Genomic DNA, 17,086 nt, shown 5'->3' with positions numbered 1-17,086 from the left:
TGGCCTCTCGATGGGGGCGGGGGACGTCGGCCGTACGCAAAAACAGCGGGGACCACGAAGGTCCCCGCTGCTGCTCTGCTGAGAACTAGAGGGCGGTTACGCCGGTAGCCTGGGGGCCCTTGGCGCCCTGGCCGATCTCGAACTGAACGCGCTGGTTCTCATCCAGGGTCTTGAACCCGTTGGACTGGATTTCCGAGTAGTGGACGAAAACGTCTCCGTCGGAATCATCCGGGGTAATGAAGCCAAAACCCTTTTCCGCGTTAAACCATTTGACGGTTCCCTGTGCCATTTGTCTATCTCCTTTAGTGCTGAAACTGTACCGGCACACCTCGTGCCTGTGGTTGTTACCGAAGCGGGAAGTCCAGGTTCCCTGCCGGTAAGGCAGTTCCTACAGGAGCAACACGCTCGCAACCGTCTTGCGAGCATGAAAAACACCTACACAAAGACTGGTTATAGCGTTACATACCACTAAAGAGCCGTCAACGGATTCGATGGAAAATTTTCGCAGATTTCCGGCTGCTTGTTTTGCGCTGATAAAGGGCTTGGTTAACGCGGCGGTTAACCGCAGGGAAATGGTCAGAAGAGACGCGACTCGACGTCGTCAACACCGCGCATTTCGTCATAGTCCAGGGTGAGGCAATCAATGCCGCGGTCTGTTGCGAGGACCCTTGCCTGCGGCTTGATCTGCTGGGCCGCAAACACTCCGCGCACCGGTGCAAGCAGGGGATCGCGGTTCAGCAGCTCAAGGTACCGGGTGAGCTGCTCCACGCCGTCAATGTCGCCGCGGCGCTTGAGCTCCACAGCGACCGTGCCGCCGTCGGCGTCGCGGGCGAGAATGTCCACCGGACCAATCGCTGTCATGTATTCGCGGCGGATCAGCGTGTAGCCCTCGCCCAGCTTGGTGATCTGCTCGGCCAGGAGCCGCTGGAGATCAGCCTCCACTCCGTCCTTGATCAGCCCGGGGTCTGTGCCGAGCTCATGGGCAACGTCGGAGATGTGCTCGAAGACGCTGATGACCAGTTTGTCATCCGTCTTGGCGCTCTGGACGTTCCAGACCTCCACGACTCCCGCTTCGGCGTCATCCTCACCCGGTTCGGTAATCCGGAGCGTGGCCGGCGGGCTCATCCAGTTCAGCGGCTTATAGGAACCGCCGTCGGAATGGATCAGCACGGAACCGTCCGCCTTCACCATCAGCAGGCGGGTAGCGAGGGGCAGATGGGCACGGAGGCGGCCGACGTAGTCAACGGAGCAGCGGGCTATCACTAAACGCACAGTTGCACTTTACCGGTTCGGCTGCGGCAAGATGGTTTTATGCCCCGCTCCAACCGTCCCCGCCGGCAGCTGCCGGCCTCCAGCACCGCAGCCGGGCGCAACGCGCGCCGCAAGTGGGCCGCGCCGGTTCCGGAGATTGACCTGGAGCGCTCCCGGGCAGGGCTGCCGCAGCATGAGTCGGCGTCCGACGGCGAATGGTCGGTCCGGCGTATCACCGCCCGCAACGCAGCCAAGGACTACCGCTGCCCGGGCTGCGGGCAGGTCATTCCGCCCGGGACCGAGCATCTGGTGGTCTGGCAGGAAGATTCCCTTTTTGGCCGGCAAAGCGCGGTCGAAGACCGTCGCCACTGGCACGCCCGGTGCTGGCGCACGCGTCCGGGTTCAGCTCCCCGCCGCTAGTTCTGCCCGCCCCGGCTAGAGCCGGTCCTGGCGGGCGATAACTACTTCCTTCATCAGCAGCAGCACGGCAGCCGCCGTCGGAATGGCGATCAGGGCACCGAGGACACCCAGCAGCGTGCCGCCGGCAATGACGGCGATCACCGCGACGGCGCCTGGCACCGCCACCGCCCGCTGCATCACGCGCGGCGAGACGAAGTACGCCTCGAACTGGAGGTAGGCCATGTAGAGGATGGCAAAGACCACGGCAGTCTGCCAGCTCGAGGTCAGGGCAATAAGGGACACGAGCACCAGGGCGATCGGCGGGCCTACCAGCGGAATGAAAGCCAGGAGGGCCACGACGAAGGCCAGCAGCACAGAGAACGGAACGCCGGTGATGGTCATGATGATGAAGGCGTAGAGCGCATCCAGCAGGGCGACGAACCCCTGGCCGATCACGTAGTTTCCTACGCTGCCGGTGATTTCCTCCGAGAGCGCCTCTACCCGCCGGCGCCGGCTGCGCGGAGCCAGCCGGTAGGCCCATTTTTTCATGGAGGGCAGCGACGCGAGGAAATAGAGCGTCAGGACAAGGATGATCAGCGCGCCGAACAGCCCGTTGGCAATGACCGTGCCCACACTGAGCACACCGCCGAAGATCCCGCCGACAGCGTCCGCGTTGGAGAAGAACTTCTGCACCTCTTCATCCACGCGTTCGCGGATCTTGAATTGGGCCTCGATCGTCACGAAGAAATCGGAGGAGAGGAACCGGTCCACATAGCTTGGTGCGTTGTTGACCACTTCAGTGGTCTGGCTGACGATCGTCGGAATCAGGGTGGCGAAGAAGGCAGTCACGGCACCGGCCAGGATGACCACCACTATGGCGATGCCGGCCGGCCGCGGGACGCCGCGGGCACTGAGCCAGCGGACCACCGGATCCAGCCCGAGGGCAATGAACAGTGCAGCGCCGATCCAGACCAGCAGCTCGCCCACGTTGGTGATGATGAAGAACAGCAGCAGGGCGAAACCTACGCCCACGGTGAACATGAACCCGAAGCGGATCGGGTGCTTGTCCGGACCCGCGCCCGTGGAAAGCGGCGGGGGAGGGCCGCCGAACCGGCGTCGTTCATCAGAGAGCTTTGCGTCCGGATCAACCTCCGGCTCGGGAAGGACCTCCAGGTCCTGCTCCTCCGGCGGGAAATCGAACTGCGGCCGCGGACGTGCCCCGGGAATACGGGAAATCAGCCGCCAGGCGCGTGAGCCGGCGGAGGCAAGGCGCTCACGGCGGGTGGGCGGCGTGCCCGGAGCGGGGAGTGGTTCGTCGACGGGAAGGTCCCGGTCCTCGCTCATCTGCCCTGCTCTCCCTCGGTGCCTGCACTGGTGCGCGGGGTGTACCGTGCCGCGTCAGATTATCAGCCGCAGACCGGCTGCGCGGGTAGGCCCGCTGCACGCGGCGGTTGAGGGGCCGGCCGCCGAAATGTGCTCACGCGGGGCCGTTCGTTACCATAGGGTTATAAAGCAACCGCCAACCACGATGACCATAGGGGCATCAGTCCCGTTCCCGCTGCCTACAGGCGCGCGGAGGACCGTGACCAACGATAGGTAAGCTGTGCGAAACAAAATTGCAGTTCCGCTCATAGTGCTCGGAATCCTGATGATGCTCGTCGGGATTGGCCAGCGCACTATCTGGGCGCCGCCCCAGACCGTAACGGCCCAGGCCCCCGACGCCGGCGCCGCGCCAGTGGCCGTCCTTGAGCCAGACCTGCTGGACTCCCGCCCGGACGGCGCTGAGATCACGGTCCGTTCCGATGACGGCGTCTTCCTCGCCGTGGGGCGTTCAGCCGACGTCGATGCGTGGGTGGACGGCGCAGCCGTGACGCGGATTGGTTCCGGTGCCGACGATTCCCTCAGCGCCGAAACCAGCGAAGGTGATTCCACCGTCCCCAGCCCCGCCGGATCCGATCTTTGGGTCAGCGAGGAAAGCGTGGACGGCGAGCTCTCCTACACCTGGACCGCACCCGCCGCCGGGGACTGGTCGGTGCTGATTGCCTCTGACGGAACCGCGCCCGCGCCTACTGACATCACCATCAGCTGGCCCAATGACCAGGGCACGCCGCTGGCCGTTCCGCTGATCATCGCCGGTGCTCTCGCAGCCGTGCTCGGCCTGGCACTGGCCTTCCTGGCGCGCGGCAGGAAGACGGGTCCGCCGACGCCCGGCAGCCGCCGCGCAGTGCGCGAAACGGATACCGCTGCGCAGCGCATCGTTGCCCGCCGCGGACAGAAGACATCCGAGGAATCGTCCTCCTCTTCGGCCCTGCGGACAGCAGCCGGTTTCTCGGCCGCTGCACTCGCCGGCAGCCTGGCAGTGGGGCTGGTGCCCGGGGCAGCAAACGCGGCGGACGCTCCGGCCCAGGAAGAGAACTACCCCGTTGTCCTGGACGGGCAGCTGTCCCGGATCCTCAGTTCGGTGGCCGGAACAGTGCAGGAGGCCGACGCCGCCAAGGACGCCTCGCTGCTTCCTGAGCGCACGGCGTCCACGGCACTGGAACTGCGCAAGGCCAACTACGCTACGGCTGCGAAGGTCCCGGATACGAAGGCTCCGCCCGCCGTGGCTGCCTCGCCGCTGCTCACCGACCTCATTTCCAGCGACACCTCGTTCCCGCGTACGGTCGTAGCCGTGACGCAGGGCGGTGACAACACGGTCCCGCAGGCGCTGGTACTGGTCCAGGCCTCCGCACGGGAAAACTACAAGCTGGTCTCCGCGATCCAGATGCTGCCCGGAACAACCTTCCCGCAGCCGCCCGCGGACGGCACCGGCGTTGAAACCGTCGCCGCGGACTCCGGTGAGGACCTGGCGATGGCACCGCAGGCAGCCGTGGATGCCCTTGCCGATGCCCTGACCAAGCCGGACGGCGGAAACAAGGAGACCTTCGCTCCGAACAGCTTCGCCGAGGCCGTGACCACGTTCCAGGCCGAAGTGACCGGCAACCCGGCAAACGAGTTCGCTACCATTACCTTCAGCCACACCCCGGTGCCGTCCGACACCCGGGCACTGCGGACCGCTGACGGAGGCGCGATCGTGTTCGGCTACATGTCCCACAGCTACTCCAGCGTCCCGCGCGAAGCCGGGGACTCGATCAACCTTGAGGGCACCATCTATGAGACCCTCACCGGTGAGAAGAACACCGAAGCGGGCATTGACGTGGCGTACGGCGAAGCCGTCATGCTCTACGTTCCGCCGGCAGGAGCAGACGAAAAGGTGGAGGTCATTGGAGCGGCGCAGCAGTTGCTCTCCGCCACCCTCAAGTAAAACTCCCTAACCCACCGGAGAGCGGCGCCGCGGCATGAGATGCCTGCGGCGCCGCTGTGCCGTCCACGGACACTTGCCCGGGAGTGCGGCAGCCGTATTAGGGTTGAAGCCATGAGCACACCGAACCACCGACCCGCGCCCGCTCCGTCCATGAACCTTCGGGGAGCGGTGGACCTCTCCGCGCTGAAGAACCGCGCGAGCACGCCACCCTCTGCGGCGGCCGGTGCCCCGGGAGAGGGGCCCTCCTCCTACGTGGTGGAAGTTTCGGAACAGACGTTCCCGCAGGTGGTGCAGCTTTCGTCCACAGTGCCCGTGATCGTGAACCTCTATTCCCCGCGCAGCCCCGAGTCGGCGGAGATCACCGCGGTGCTGGAACAGGAAGCCGCCGGCCGGCAGGGACGCCTGCTGCTGGCCAACGTCGACGTAGACGCCCATCCGCAGATTGCCCAGGCCTTCCAGGCCGTTGCGGTACCGACCGTCGCCGCTGTCATTAAGGGCCAGCCTGTGCCGCTGCTGGACCGCCCGGTTCCGGCGGAGCAGATCCGGGCCCTGGTCACTGAACTGATGCAGGTGGCCGAGGCCAACGGCGTCAGCGGTTCCCTGGGCGAGGCAGGTGAGGGTGCCGCAGAGGAAAAGCCCCTTCCGCCGCTGCACCAGGAGGCATACGACGCGATCGTGGCAGGGGACTATGACGGCGCGGCCGCCGCCTACCGCAAGGCCCTGGCCGAACAGCCGGCAGACGCGGACGCAAAGGCCGGGCTCGCCCAGGTTGAGCTGATGCAGCGGCTCAGGGACGCGGACGCAGAGGCGCTGCGGACCGCGGCAGCCGAGCACCCGGACGACGTCGATGCCCAGCTGGCGGTGGCGGACCTGGACATTTCCGGGGGCCACGTCGAGGACGCCTTCAACCGGCTGATCCGGCTGATTTCCCGCACCGGAGGGGAGGACCGCGAACGGGTCCGCCTGCGCCTGCTGGACCTGTTCGAAATTGCCGGTCCGTCAGATCCGCGCGTCACCAAGGCCCGCTCCGCACTGGCCCGGGCGCTTTTCTAGGATTCCTAGTCCGCGCGGCGGGGTGCCGGCGCTGGTTTTGCGCGCGGATTTCCTTCGTAAGGCGGAGGTCGAACGAGGGCCTGCTTGCTAGATTTTCGGTATGAGCCAAAATCCTGATCCTGCCGCCGTGCCCGGCGGGGAACCGCAGAACGTCCAGCCGGCCCCGAACGGATCAAGCCAGCCGGCACCTGCCCTGGCCATCCGCGGGCTGGCCAAGCGGTTCGGCCAGAAGATTGCCGTCAACGGCATCAACCTCGACGTGCCGGCAGGGTCCTTCTACGGCCTGGTTGGCCCCAACGGCGCGGGCAAGACCACGGCGCTGTCCATGGCCACCGGACTCATGCGCCCGGACTACGGCAAGGTATGGGTACACGGCGTTGACGTCTGGGAGAAGCCGCTCGAAGCCAAGCGCCTGATGGGCGTCCTGCCGGACGGGGTGCGGCTCTTTGACCGGCTCACCGGTGAACAGCTGGTCACATACGCCGGCCTGCTGCGCGGAATGGACCGGGAAACCGTGGCGGAACGCACCGCAGACCTGCTCAAGGCCCTGGACCTCGCCGCCGACGCCGGCACCCTGGTGGTGGATTACTCCGCCGGTATGACCAAGAAGATTGCGCTGGCGTCTGCGCTGATCCATGCCCCGCGGCTCCTGGTCCTCGATGAGCCGTTCGAAGCGGTGGATCCCGTGTCCGCCGCCAATATCCGGGACATCCTGGCGGACTACGTCTCGTCCGGCGGCACCGTGATCGTCTCCAGCCACGTGATGGACCTGGTGCAGCGCATGTGCGACCACGTTGCCGTGGTGGCCGCAGGCAATGTCCTGGCGGCCGGAACCGTGGACGAAGTCCGCGGCGGGCAGAGCCTGGAAGACACCTTCGTGAACCTGGTGGGCGGACGCAGCACCTCGGAGGGGCTCTCATGGTTGCGCACCTCCTAAAACTCAAGCTGATCCTGCTGCGCAACTCGATTAAGCGCAGTCCCTGGCAGATCGTCGGTATCGCCTTTGGCGCGCTCTATGGCCTGGGCATTCTCGGGCTCATGCTCGCCGGGCTGTTTTTCCTCACTTTCAACGACCCCGAGCTGGCACGGACCCTGGTGGTCCTGGGCGGCTCCGCTGCGGTCCTGGGCTGGGCCGTGATCCCGGTGGTGGCCACCGGCGTCGATATGACGCTGGACCCGGCCCGCTTCGTGACCTTTGCGATTCCCATGCGCCAGATGATCCTCGGCCTGGCGCTTGCGTCCCTCATCGGCATCCCCGGCATCATCACCCTGGGTGCCGCACTGATCCAGGCCGTGGCCTGGTGGCAGTATCCCGCCGCCGTGCTGGCCGGAATTCCGGCTGCCCTGGTAGCGGTCCTGACCTGCGTTGTCATGGCCAGGCTCGGGGTAGCGGCGACGACGTCGCTGGCCTCCAGCCGCCGCTTCAAGGACGTTTCGGGGCTCGTGCTGATTGTCCCGCTGATGTTCATCGGCCCGGTTATCGGCTTCACCGCCACTGCGATCACCGTCGAGGGGGACTTCCTCGCCCGGATGGCCGGGATCCTGGCCTGGACTCCGCTGGGCGTGGCCTGGGCGGTCCCGGGCGACGTCGCCCTGGGCAATGCCGGCACGGGTCTGCTCCGCCTTCTGATCTCCGTCCTGTTCCTTGCCCTGATCTCATGGGCCTGGAAGGCGCTGCTGGCCAGGGCCCTGGTTACCCCGGCCCACAACGCCACCGCGAGCCGCAGCGCCGGGAAACTCGGATTCTTCGCCCGCTTCCCGGCTACGCCCACGGGCGCCGTGGCGGCCCGGGCACTGACGTACTGGGTCCGGGACCCGCGCTACAGCGCCTCGCTGATCATCGTTCCGGTGCTCGCCGTTGTCCTGATCTTCGCTGTGCAGACTGAGGGGCTGCCTCCGGTGGTCCTGGGTATCGGCCCGCTGGTGGCCTTCCTGCTCGCGTTCGGCATTTCGGCGGATATCTCCTACGACAACACCGCGTTTGCCCTGCACCTCTCCACCGGGCTCTCCGGGACGGCGGACCGGGCGGGCCGCGCGCTGGCCTGTCTGGTGTTCGCGCTGCCGGCGACGCTCGCCGCGGCAGTCGTCCCGCCGATCGTCCTGGGCAGGCCGGAGGACATTCCCGTCCTGCTCGGACTCTGCCTTGGGCTGCTGCTGAGCGGGCTGGGACTCTCCAGCGTCTTCTCCGCCCGGTACACCTACAACGTGCCGCTGCCGGGGGAGAACGCCTTCAAGACCCCTCCGGGTTCGACCGGACGGACCATGCTGGTCCAGTTCCTCTGGATGGGAATGCAGTTCGTGATCACCCTGCCGCTGCTGGTTCCCGCGGGGCTGTACGTCTTTGGCCTGGGCAGTGCCTGGGGCTGGGTGAGCCTGGCGGTGGGCGTGGTCTACGGGGCAGCAGCAATGGTGGCAGGCATCCGGATAGGCGGAAGCTGGCTGGACAAGCGCGGCCCCGAGGTCCTCCAGGCCGTATCCGTGAACAAGTAGGAGCCGGGTTTCGTAATGCTGCGGGTACTAAGATGGGGACATGACTCTGCCTCCTGATCCCTTCGAATCCGACCCCATGCGCCGGGCTGACAGCGGTTCTTCGACCGCCGTCATCGAGCGCGAAGAGCAGCGCGAGCTGGTTGAGCCGGGTGACGCCGAGCGTTTCTCGCACTACGTCCGCAAGGAAAAGATCATGGAATCGGCCCTCTCGGGCGAGCCCGTGATCGCCCTGTGCGGGAAGGTCTGGACCCCGGGCCGGGACCCCAAGAAGTTCCCGGTCTGCCCCGCCTGCAAGGAGATCTACGAAGGGCTGCGCCCGGGCAAGGATGACGGCGGGAAGAAGTAACCCCCGTTCCTGCCCCGGCCCTTCGTCGCCGTCGCACTCCGCGCGGCAGTAAAGTCCTGATGCCCTTATGAGTGAGCCCCTGCCCGCGGACAGGCGTGACGGCGCAATGTCCGCTGCCTTCCGGCCGCTGACCCTCGGCGTCGTGGCGATAGTCACCTCTGTGGCTTTCGAAGCGATGGCGGTGACGACGGCGATGCCCGTGATCGGAGACGATCTGGGCGCCGGCGCAGGGTACGGACTTGCCTTCTCGATGTTCCTGACGGCGTCGCTCCTTGGCTCGGTGCTGGCCGGCTCGCGCTGCGACGCCGAGGGACCCCGCCAGTCGCTGATTACCGGCATGGCCCTCCTCGTTGCAGGGCTGGTTCTTTCGGCCGCGGCGGGCGAATTCTGGCTGGTTACCGCCGGCCGGGCGGTCTCCGGCCTGGGCAGCGGTGCCATGGTGGTGGCGCTGTACGTGATCATTGGCCAGGTGTATCCCTCGCGGCTGCAGCCTGTGGTTTTCGGATGGGTGGCGACGGCCTGGATCCTGCCGTCTATGGTGGGTCCGCTGGCAGCCGGGCTCCTGGCCCAGTACGCGAGCTGGCGGTGGGTCTTTGCCGTCGCCATTCCCATCGTGGCCGTGGCCGCCGCGCTTGTGTGGCCGCGCGTCCGGCATCTGGGCGCCCCGGAGAACCCCGAGCTTGATCCCGCACTGGCACGGCGACGCGCGGTGTGGGGCGTCTTCCTGGCCGGCGGCGTGTTTGCTGCGCAGTGGGCCGCCAATGAGGCTGCGGCCAGGGGATCGGTGGTGTTGGGCCTGCTGGCGGCCGCCGGTGTCCTGGCAGCCGTGGCGGCGCTCGCCGTGCTGCTTCCGCGCGGCACGCTCTGGCTGCGGCGCGGACTGCCTTCGGTCGTGGCGACACGCGGACTGATCAACGCCGCTTTCGTCTCCGCGGAAGCCTTTATGCCCGTGCTGCTGCTGGCCGTCTACGGGGTGAGCCCGGCCACGGCCGGAATCGCGCTGACCGCGGGCGCGGTAGGCTGGGCCATTGGATCCTTCCTGCAGGCACGGGTCCCGGGACCCCGGCGATACCTGCTTCTGGCGGGAGGTTCGGGACTGCTGACGCTCTCAATCGGCGGCACCGGTTTGCTGGCCGGAGCCCAGGCCCCGTTCTGGCTCCTGGTGGCGGTCTGGTCACTGGCCGGGGTAGCCATGGACGCGGCGCTTTCCAGCACTTCGGTCCTGGTTCTCGATGCGTCCACGGCAGCTGACCGGGGAAAGAATTCCGCGTCGCTCCAGCTCTCCGACCAGGTGGGCGCGGTAGCGGGCACCGCGGCAGGCGGGGTCCTGCTGGCAGTCCTGGTGCAGCAGCAGCCTGTGGACCAGCAGTCCGGGTATTCCGTGATGTGGCTGGTCCTGGCGGTTTTCGCCGTGATTGGAACAGCGGCGGGTATCCGCAGTGCAAGTGTTAGACCAAGTACCGGAAAGGTGCATTCCCAAGCGTGAGTCCCGATACCCTGTTCGGCGGCGGACCGGCATTGCCCCCTGCCTACCCTGAGCGAGCGGCCTGGGGAACAGCCCCTAAGCTGCGCCAGTGGCAGGCCGAAGCCCTGGAGCGATACTTCACGAAGAATGACAGCGATTTCCTCGCCGTCGCGACGCCCGGGGCAGGTAAGACCACCTTCGCGCTTCGAGTGGCCACCGAACTGGTGGACCGGGGGATCGTCAACCGGATTACCGTGGTGGCGCCCACGGACCACCTGAAACGGCAGTGGGCGGATGCCGCCGCCCGCGTCGGCCTGGCACTGGACCCGAATTTCAAGAACGCTGACGGCCGGCACGGCCACGGTTTCATCGGCGTCGCGGTCACCTATGCCCAGGTGGCCAGCAAGCCCATGCTGCACCGCGCCAAGACGGAAGCCGCGCGCACCCTCGTGATCCTGGACGAGATCCACCACGGCGGTGATGCCCTGTCCTGGGGCGACGGCATCCGGGAGGCCTTTGAACCGGCCACGAAGCGCCTCGCCCTGACCGGTACGCCGTTCCGCTCCGACACGGCGCCGATTCCCTTCGTGGAGTACATCGAGGACGGCGCGGGGATCCGGCGTTCCAAGGCCGACTACACCTATGGCTACGGCCAGGCCCTGAAAGACCACGTTGTCCGTCCGGTGATCTTCATGGCCTATTCCGGCCAGATGCGCTGGCGCAACAGTGCCGGAGAGGAAATGGCTGCGTCGCTCGGCGAGGCCGCCGTCACCAAGGACATCACTGCGCATGCCTGGCGCACCGCGCTCAACCCGACGGGCGAGTGGATCCCGGCGGTCCTGGCAGCCGCGGACCGCCGCCTGAGCGAGGTTCGCCGTACCGTGCCCGACGCCGGCGGCCTGGTGATCGCGACCGACCATGAGGACGCCCGGGCCTATGCCGGCCAGCTGAAGAGAATCACCGGGGAGTCACCCACGGTGATCCTCTCCGATGACGCCAAGGCATCTGAAAAAATCGATGACTTCTCCGCCGGGGACACCCGGTGGATGGTGGCCGTGCGCATGGTGTCCGAAGGCGTGGACGTGCCTCGCCTCGCCGTCGGCGTCTATGCGACGTCCACGGCAACGCCGCTGTTCTTCGCCCAGGCCGTGGGGCGTTTTGTGTGTGCCCGCAAACGCGGCGAGACGGCGTCGGTCTTCCTGCCCTCGGTGCCGCACCTGATGCTCCTGGCCAATGAGATGGAAGTTGAGCGGGACCACGCCCTGGACCGGCCGGAGAATCATGCGGAGGAAGAGGGATTCGGCCTGGACGACTCCCTGATGGAGGCCGCGAACCGGGAAGAGAAGGCCTCCGGAGAGCTGCAGAAGCAGAAGTTCGAGGCGCTTGAATCGCAGGCGTCCTTTGACCGTGTGCTTTTCGACGGCGGCGAGTTCGGTACCGGCGGCGAGCTGGGCAGCGAGGATGAGCAGGACTTCCTGGGCATCCCCGGCCTCCTGGACCCGGATCAGGTGACCATGCTGCTGCGCCAGCGCCAGCAGGAACAGCTCTCCCGCCGCGGCCGGAAAAAGCCGGAGGAAGCCGTCCCGGAACAGCTGCCCTCGGTGGCCGACCACCGGCACCTGACCGAGCTGCGCGCCCAGCTGGCGAAGAATGTGTCCGCGTGGTCCGCCCGCTCGGGAATGCCCCACGGCGTGGTCCATTCCGAACTGCGCCGGATCTGCGGCGGACCGGCCGTTGCACAGGCCAACGAGGAACAGCTCCAGAAGCGGCTGGCCAAACTGCAGGACTGGTTCATCGGCCGCAAGTAATCCGCCCCCCCTTATCGAGATGACAGAAACTGCCCGTATCGAAGCCGATACGGGCAGTTTCTGTCATGTCGATGGGGTTAGAGGTCCAGCAGCTCGACGCCGGCGTCCTCCAGCTCGTCCAGGGCGGCGCGGACATCGACCCGGTCCAGGCCGCGGCACAGCTCCGGGATGACGGCCGTGTTGTAACCGGCCGCGATGGCGTCCAGTGCAGTGGCCTTGACACAGTATTCGGTGGCCAGGCCAACGATCACAACCTCGTCCACGCCGTTGTCCCGCAGCCAGTCGTCAAGGCTGACGGCGTCCTCGTCCGGCGCCGGTTCAGCGTCCGGATCGCCCAGCGGCACTTCAACGTCCGGGGCCAGGAGCCCCTCGAAGCCGGAGTAGGCGGCCTCATACTGTCCCTTGCGGAAGTAGGCGTCTATGAACTCCGTGTCCAGGTCCGGGTTCAGTGCCGCCCCGTGGGTGCCTGCAACGCAGTGGACCGGCCACGTGTCGCGGAAGTTTGGATTGTCGGAAAAGTGGCTGCCCGGTTCAATGTGCCAGTCCTGGGTGGCCACGACGGCCGCGTACCTGTCCCGGGACGTTTCGATGTAGTCGCTGATTTCCGCCGCGGCATCGTTTCCGCCGGGCACGGCCAGGGAGCCGCCTTCGCAGAAGTCGTTCTGGACGTCAACCACAATCAGTGCACGGGTCATCGGGTTTCCTCCTCAAATTCGGTGGGGATCACGGGCTCTCCGCGCTGCAGGCGGTAAGCCGCCGCCGGCAGCTCAAGCAGCGAAGCTTCATGGCGGGCACGGGCGCGGTCAACGGCGTCCGGTCCGGTCCAGCCGGGCTGCACGACGCCGTCAGCGACGAAGGTCTCAAGCAGCTCACGGTCATTGCCGTCATTGAGCGGGAGGGCGCCAACGCCCACCACCTCGGCGACGGCGCGGCCGCGCTGGTTGATCCGGCGCAGCGCGTACTTGTGTCCGCCCAGGGATGCTTTGTTCTTAGCAGCCTTGGCCACTGAAACGAAGTTCCCGTCCGTGCCCTCCCGGCTGACGAGCTTGTAGACCAGCCCGGCAGTGGGAGCCCCGGAACCGGTTACCAGGGAGGTGCCCACACCGTAAGCATCTACGGGAGCGGATCCCAGCGCGGCGATGGCGTACTCATCCAGGTCCGAGGTCACCATGATCCGGGTGGACGTATTGCCGAGGTCATCGAGCAGCTCGCGGACCCACTGGGCCTGGGCAACCAGATCGCCGGAGTCGAGCCGCACGCCGCCCAGCTGCTGGCCCGCGACGGCGACGGCGTTGCGGACGCCCTGTTCGACGTCGTACGTGTCCACGAGCAGCGAGGTGTTGACGCCGAGCGAGGCCGTCTGCGCGGTGAAGGCGTCCACCTCCGAATCGTGCAGGAGGGTGAAGGAGTGCGCGGCAGTGCCCACCGTCTTGATGCCGTACCGGAGCCCGGCCTCAAGGTTGGAGGTGCTGTCGAAACCGGCGATGACGGCGGCCCGAGCCGCGGCCACGGCTGCTTCTTCATGGGTACGGCGTGAACCCATCTCGATGCATGGACGACCGCCGGCGGCACTGGTCATCCGCGAGGCAGCCGATGCGATGGCGCAGTCGTGGTTCAGCACCGAAAGGATCAGTGTTTCCAGGATGCAGGCTTCACCGAAACTCGATTCAACCTGCAGGATGGGGGAGCCGGGGAAATAGACGTCGCCTTCGGCATAGCCGGTGATCGTGCCGGAGAAGCGGAAGTTCGCGAGCCAGGCCAGCGTCCGGTCATCAACGACGCCGTTGGCGGCCAGGAAATCCAGCTGCGCTTCCTCGAAGCGGAAGTTTTCCAGTGCCTCCAGGAGCCGGCCGGTTCCGGCGACGATGCCGTAGCGCCTGCCGTCGGGAAGCTTACGGGCAAAGGCCTCGAACACTGAGCGACGTTCGGCCGTGCCTGAGTGCAGGGCAGCCTGCAGCATGGTCAGTTCGTAGTGGTCGGTGTACAGGGCAGCATTTGGCTGCTGCCACGCGGTGGGAGCGTTCACATCCAAAACTCTAACCCGCCGCCCCCGGCGCGCGCCGCACCCGCCGGCAGCGGAGCGCGGGCTGCAAGGGGTGTTGGCCAAACTACAATTGGCTGCATGAGCGTTGCCACCCTCCCGGACACCGGGACCCAGACCGACTCCCTGGCCAGCGAGGAAACCGCCACGGATGTGCCATGGGTAGTGATTGTCTGGAATGACCCGGTGAACCTGATGAGCTACGTCAGCTACGTCTTCCAGAGCTACTTCGGCTATTCCGAGTCCAAGGCGAACCAGCTGATGATGCAGGTCCACCATGACGGAAAATCGGTGGTGGCCACCGGTCCGCGCGAGGAGGCCGAACGGCACACCCTCGCCATGCACTCCTACGGTCTCTGGGCTACGTTCCAGAAAGCCGACCAGGCCTAAGCACGGCCGAACACCACAGGAAAGGTCCTTCTTGGCTACCGGATTCAAGCTCACCCGCAAAGGCATCACTGCCCAGCTGGAGCCCGGCGAACGCTCGCTGCTGCGCGGGCTTTTCGCCGACATCATCACCATGCTCGAGCCGCGGACCCCTGCGTCGGAAGATCCGCTGGCCGCCATGGTCGGGCTGGACACGAGCGCTGAGGCACCCGATGACCCCGCCCTGCTTCGGCTGCTGCCGAACGCCGTGGCAGGTAACGACGACGACTCCCTTGAATTCCGCCGGCTCACCGAACGCTCCCTGCGCGAATCAAAGACCGGCTCACTGCGTGCCGCATCGCTGGCGCTGGAGTCCAGTCCGCTGCACCTGGACAACGAGCAGGCCAGGCACTTCGCCCAGGCCCTGAATGACGTACGGCTTGTCCTCGGCTCCAGGCTCGGGCTGAAGACGGATGCGGACGCCGAAGCGCTGCATGACATCACCGAGCCCGGGGACGCGCAGGACGTGGACCAGTACCTCGCACTCGTCTACAACTTCGTCACCTGGCTGCAGGAAACCCTGATGAAGGCGCTGCTGGACAGCCTTCCGCGCCGCTGAACTCCGGGCGGGAAGTCCCGTTCCTGTGACTAAGACCACTGGCAGCTGAGTGCACGCTGGGTGGCCCGGGGACTATTGTCGATACATCATGAGCTCTGACCACCCGGGTACTTCACTGCTGAAGGACGACCTGCCGAAGACCACTGACGCGCCGATTGGAATTTTCGATTCGGGAGTCGGTGGCCTCACGGTTGCCCGCGCCGTGATCGACCAGCTGCCCAACGAATCGATCCTCTACGTCGGAGACACCGCCCACGGCCCCTACGGTCCGCTGCCAATCGCCGATGTCAGGGCGTACGCCCTGGGCGTCATGGATGAGCTCGTGGATGCCGGCGTCAAGCTCCTGGTGATTGCCTGCAACTCCGCCTCCGCCGCCGTCCTGCGCGATGCCAGGGAACGGTACACCGGACGCTACGGCATTCCCGTGGTGGAAGTCATCCAGCCCGCCGTGCGCCGGGCGGTCGCGGCCACGCGTACCGGGCGCATCGGCGTGATCGGCACGGCTGCCACGGTTGGGTCCCGCGCCTATGACGACACTTTCGCCGCCGCCCCGCACCTGAGTGTCTCCTCGGTCGCCTGCCCTGCCTTCGTGGAGTACGTAGAGGCCGGAGTCACTGCCGGCAAGGAAGTGCTGGAGGCCGCCGTCGGCTACCTCACGCCCCTGAAGGAACGCGGCGTGGACACCCTGGTCCTGGGCTGCACACACTACCCGCTGCTGACCGGCGTGATTTCCTACGTGATGGGCGAGGACGTGACGCTCGTTTCAAGCGCCGAAGAGACCGCCAAGGACGTGTACAAGGCGCTGATCACCCACGGCCTGGCCCGCACTGCCGAGACCGCGCCCAAACACCGGTTCGTAGCCACCGGAGACGCGGAATCGTTCGAGCTGCTTGCCCGGCGCTTCCTCGGCCCCGAAGTCCTGCGAGTGGAGCACGCGGACTCCGTCGCCGCGCGCTATCCAACCGGAGTCCTTGCCCGGATCACGCCTGAAATGATTGCCGCTGCACGCGCCTCCGCCGGACTGCCGGCTGCGGACGCTGCCCTGGGGAACGGTGCCCGATGAAACTGACGATCGTAGGGTGTTCCGGGTCCTTCCCCGGCCCCGCTTCGCCCGCCTCCTGCTACCTGGTGACCGCCAATGACGGAGTCCGCGACTGGCGCATCCTGCTGGACCTGGGCAACGGCTCACTGGGAACCCTGCAGCGTTACATGGATTTGAAGGACATCGACGCCGTCCTTATTACGCACCTGCACCCGGACCACTTCATGGACCTGTGCGGACTGCACGTGGCGGTCCACTGGGATCCCGCCGGCTGGGGACGTGACCGGGTCAAGGTCTACGGTCCCGCCGCGACCGCAGACCGGATTGCCGTCGCCTACGGCCTGGAACCGGATCCGGGCATGCACGAGGATTTCGAGTTCATGCAGTGGGAAGCCCGCGAACCGGTCCGGATTGGCCCGTTCACGGTGACTCCCTACCCGGTGTCCCACCCGGCGGAAGAGGCGTACGCGCTGCGTGTTGAGGCTGTAGAGCCGGCCGGGGACGGAACCCAGCGGGTCCGGACCCTGGCCTACTCGGGAGATACCGATTCATGCCCCGGCCTGGTGGAGGCCGCACGGAACACCGATGTTTTCCTCTGTGAAGCTGCCTTCCACGAAGGGCGCGACGACGCGATCACCGGCGTCCACCTGACCGGCAAGCGGGCCGGCGCGGCAGCAACGGAGGCCGGGGCACGCCGCCTGCTGCTCACCCACCTGCCGGTCTGGAACGATGCCAACACTGCTGTTTCCGAGGCCCGTGAGACCTACGACGGCGGCCTGGCCGTCGCCGTCGCCGGCGTTTCCTACGACGTCGGTACGGACTTCGCGCCGCCGCTGGCCGTGAACGGGAGCGAAGTGCTGGAACACCCGGCCTCGGGACGGCCGGTACACGGCCGATAGACT

General features: G+C 66.7%; 17 protein-coding genes. 12 read left to right on the top strand and 5 right to left on the bottom strand.

What is annotated here, in order from left to right; genetic code table 11:
* Window positions 1-85: 85 nt before the first annotated feature.
* Together GD628_RS00390 and nucS are read right to left on the bottom strand one after the other, a co-directional pair.
* Window positions 86-289 (bottom strand): cold-shock protein, encoded by a 204-nt coding sequence (locus tag GD628_RS00390; RefSeq protein WP_055239636.1) that lies wholly within the window; start codon window positions 287-289, stop codon window positions 86-88.
* Between the two features lie 287 nt (window positions 290-576).
* Window positions 577-1,272 carry an endonuclease NucS gene (nucS, locus tag GD628_RS00385; RefSeq protein ID WP_091603484.1) on the bottom strand — a complete coding sequence of 232 codons (696 nt, stop codon included), beginning with the start codon at window positions 1,270-1,272 and terminating at the stop codon, window positions 577-579.
* A 39-nt stretch (window positions 1,273-1,311) separates the two neighbouring features.
* On the opposite strand from nucS, the gene GD628_RS00380 reads away from it, so the two are divergent.
* Window positions 1,312-1,671, top strand: coding sequence for a hypothetical protein (locus GD628_RS00380; protein ID WP_152273515.1), 360 nt, complete (start codon window positions 1,312-1,314; stop codon window positions 1,669-1,671).
* 15 nt (window positions 1,672-1,686) lie between these two features.
* On the opposite strand, the gene GD628_RS00375 is transcribed toward GD628_RS00380, so the two are convergent.
* Complete coding sequence (locus tag GD628_RS00375) at window positions 1,687-2,994, bottom strand: AI-2E family transporter (RefSeq protein WP_091603490.1); 1,308 nt, start codon at window positions 2,992-2,994, stop codon at window positions 1,687-1,689.
* 259 nt (window positions 2,995-3,253) lie between these two features.
* On the opposite strand from GD628_RS00375, the gene GD628_RS00370 reads away from it, so the two are divergent.
* From GD628_RS00370 to GD628_RS00340, 7 genes are all read left to right on the top strand, one after another.
* Window positions 3,254-4,954: a DUF8094 domain-containing protein gene (locus tag GD628_RS00370; RefSeq protein WP_152273514.1), complete on the top strand. Its 1,701-nt coding sequence runs from the start codon at window positions 3,254-3,256 to the stop codon at window positions 4,952-4,954.
* A gap of 111 nt (window positions 4,955-5,065) precedes the next feature.
* Window positions 5,066-6,007 (top strand): tetratricopeptide repeat protein, encoded by a 942-nt coding sequence (locus GD628_RS00365; RefSeq protein WP_152273513.1) that lies wholly within the window; start codon window positions 5,066-5,068, stop codon window positions 6,005-6,007.
* Window positions 6,008-6,107: 100 nt separating this feature from the next.
* Complete coding sequence (locus GD628_RS00360) at window positions 6,108-6,944, top strand: ABC transporter ATP-binding protein (RefSeq protein WP_152273512.1); 837 nt, start codon at window positions 6,108-6,110, stop codon at window positions 6,942-6,944.
* Window positions 6,926-8,497, top strand: coding sequence for a transporter (locus GD628_RS00355; RefSeq protein ID WP_152273511.1), 1,572 nt, complete (start codon window positions 6,926-6,928; stop codon window positions 8,495-8,497). The genes GD628_RS00360 and GD628_RS00355 overlap by 19 nt, the downstream gene beginning before the upstream one ends.
* A gap of 40 nt (window positions 8,498-8,537) precedes the next feature.
* Window positions 8,538-8,843, top strand: a complete 306-nt coding sequence (locus GD628_RS00350) for a DUF3039 domain-containing protein (protein ID WP_091603505.1) — start codon at window positions 8,538-8,540, stop codon at window positions 8,841-8,843.
* A 67-nt stretch (window positions 8,844-8,910) separates the two neighbouring features.
* Entirely contained in the window at window positions 8,911-10,329 is a 1,419-nt protein-coding gene (locus GD628_RS00345; protein WP_152273510.1) for an MFS transporter, read from the top strand.
* A complete protein-coding gene (locus tag GD628_RS00340) occupies window positions 10,326-12,116 on the top strand; it encodes a DEAD/DEAH box helicase (RefSeq protein WP_152273509.1) in 1,791 nt (596 codons plus the stop codon). The genes GD628_RS00345 and GD628_RS00340 overlap by 4 nt, the downstream gene beginning before the upstream one ends.
* A 77-nt stretch (window positions 12,117-12,193) precedes the next feature.
* Here GD628_RS00340 and GD628_RS00335 read toward each other — a convergent pair whose 3' ends face one another.
* Both GD628_RS00335 and GD628_RS00330 read right to left on the bottom strand, forming a co-directional pair.
* The gene (locus GD628_RS00335) at window positions 12,194-12,811 is read right to left on the bottom strand and encodes a nicotinamidase (protein WP_091603514.1); all 618 of its coding nucleotides are present in this window, start codon (window positions 12,809-12,811) and stop codon (window positions 12,194-12,196) included.
* Window positions 12,808-14,142 (bottom strand): nicotinate phosphoribosyltransferase, encoded by a 1,335-nt coding sequence (locus GD628_RS00330; RefSeq protein WP_226802277.1) that lies wholly within the window; start codon window positions 14,140-14,142, stop codon window positions 12,808-12,810. Before GD628_RS00330 ends, GD628_RS00335 begins: the two co-directional genes overlap by 4 nt.
* A 96-nt stretch (window positions 14,143-14,238) precedes the next feature.
* Between GD628_RS00330 and clpS the strand changes: the two genes are divergently transcribed.
* From clpS to GD628_RS00310, 4 genes are all read left to right on the top strand, one after another.
* Window positions 14,239-14,547 (top strand): ATP-dependent Clp protease adapter ClpS, encoded by a 309-nt coding sequence (gene clpS, locus GD628_RS16585; protein WP_218054929.1) that lies wholly within the window; start codon window positions 14,239-14,241, stop codon window positions 14,545-14,547.
* A 31-nt stretch (window positions 14,548-14,578) separates the two neighbouring features.
* Entirely contained in the window at window positions 14,579-15,142 is a 564-nt protein-coding gene (locus GD628_RS00320) for a DUF2017 domain-containing protein (RefSeq protein ID WP_226802276.1), read from the top strand.
* 88 nt (window positions 15,143-15,230) lie between these two features.
* The gene (gene murI / locus GD628_RS00315) at window positions 15,231-16,205 is read left to right on the top strand and encodes a glutamate racemase (RefSeq protein ID WP_091603527.1); all 975 of its coding nucleotides are present in this window, start codon (window positions 15,231-15,233) and stop codon (window positions 16,203-16,205) included.
* Window positions 16,202-17,083 (top strand): MBL fold metallo-hydrolase, encoded by an 882-nt coding sequence (locus tag GD628_RS00310; protein ID WP_091603530.1) that lies wholly within the window; start codon window positions 16,202-16,204, stop codon window positions 17,081-17,083. The genes murI and GD628_RS00310 overlap by 4 nt, the downstream gene beginning before the upstream one ends.
* The last annotated feature ends 3 nt before the right edge of the window (window positions 17,084-17,086 follow it).

Source organism: Arthrobacter koreensis, assembly GCF_009193255.1.
Lineage (GTDB): Bacteria > Actinomycetota > Actinomycetes > Actinomycetales > Micrococcaceae > Arthrobacter_B > Arthrobacter_B koreensis.
Note: the sequence above shows the minus strand (reverse complement) of the source record. Positions and strands in the feature narration are given on the sequence as shown.

Coding starts and splice junctions, on each gene's coding strand:
- GD628_RS00335 (WP_091603514.1), bottom strand. CDS start 12,811: ATGACCCGTGCACTGATTGTGGTTGACGTCCAGAACGACTTCTGCGAA.
- GD628_RS00355 (WP_152273511.1), top strand. CDS start 6,926: ATGGTTGCGCACCTCCTAAAACTCAAGCTGATCCTGCTGCGCAACTCG.
- clpS (WP_218054929.1), top strand. CDS start 14,239: ATGAGCGTTGCCACCCTCCCGGACACCGGGACCCAGACCGACTCCCTG.
- GD628_RS00345 (WP_152273510.1), top strand. CDS start 8,911: ATGAGTGAGCCCCTGCCCGCGGACAGGCGTGACGGCGCAATGTCCGCT.
- GD628_RS00365 (WP_152273513.1), top strand. CDS start 5,066: ATGAGCACACCGAACCACCGACCCGCGCCCGCTCCGTCCATGAACCTT.
- murI (WP_091603527.1), top strand. CDS start 15,231: ATGAGCTCTGACCACCCGGGTACTTCACTGCTGAAGGACGACCTGCCG.
- GD628_RS00350 (WP_091603505.1), top strand. CDS start 8,538: ATGACTCTGCCTCCTGATCCCTTCGAATCCGACCCCATGCGCCGGGCT.
- GD628_RS00310 (WP_091603530.1), top strand. CDS start 16,202: ATGAAACTGACGATCGTAGGGTGTTCCGGGTCCTTCCCCGGCCCCGCT.
- GD628_RS00390 (WP_055239636.1), bottom strand. CDS start 289: ATGGCACAGGGAACCGTCAAATGGTTTAACGCGGAAAAGGGTTTTGGC.
- GD628_RS00380 (WP_152273515.1), top strand. CDS start 1,312: ATGCCCCGCTCCAACCGTCCCCGCCGGCAGCTGCCGGCCTCCAGCACC.
- GD628_RS00360 (WP_152273512.1), top strand. CDS start 6,108: ATGAGCCAAAATCCTGATCCTGCCGCCGTGCCCGGCGGGGAACCGCAG.
- GD628_RS00375 (WP_091603490.1), bottom strand. CDS start 2,994: ATGAGCGAGGACCGGGACCTTCCCGTCGACGAACCACTCCCCGCTCCG.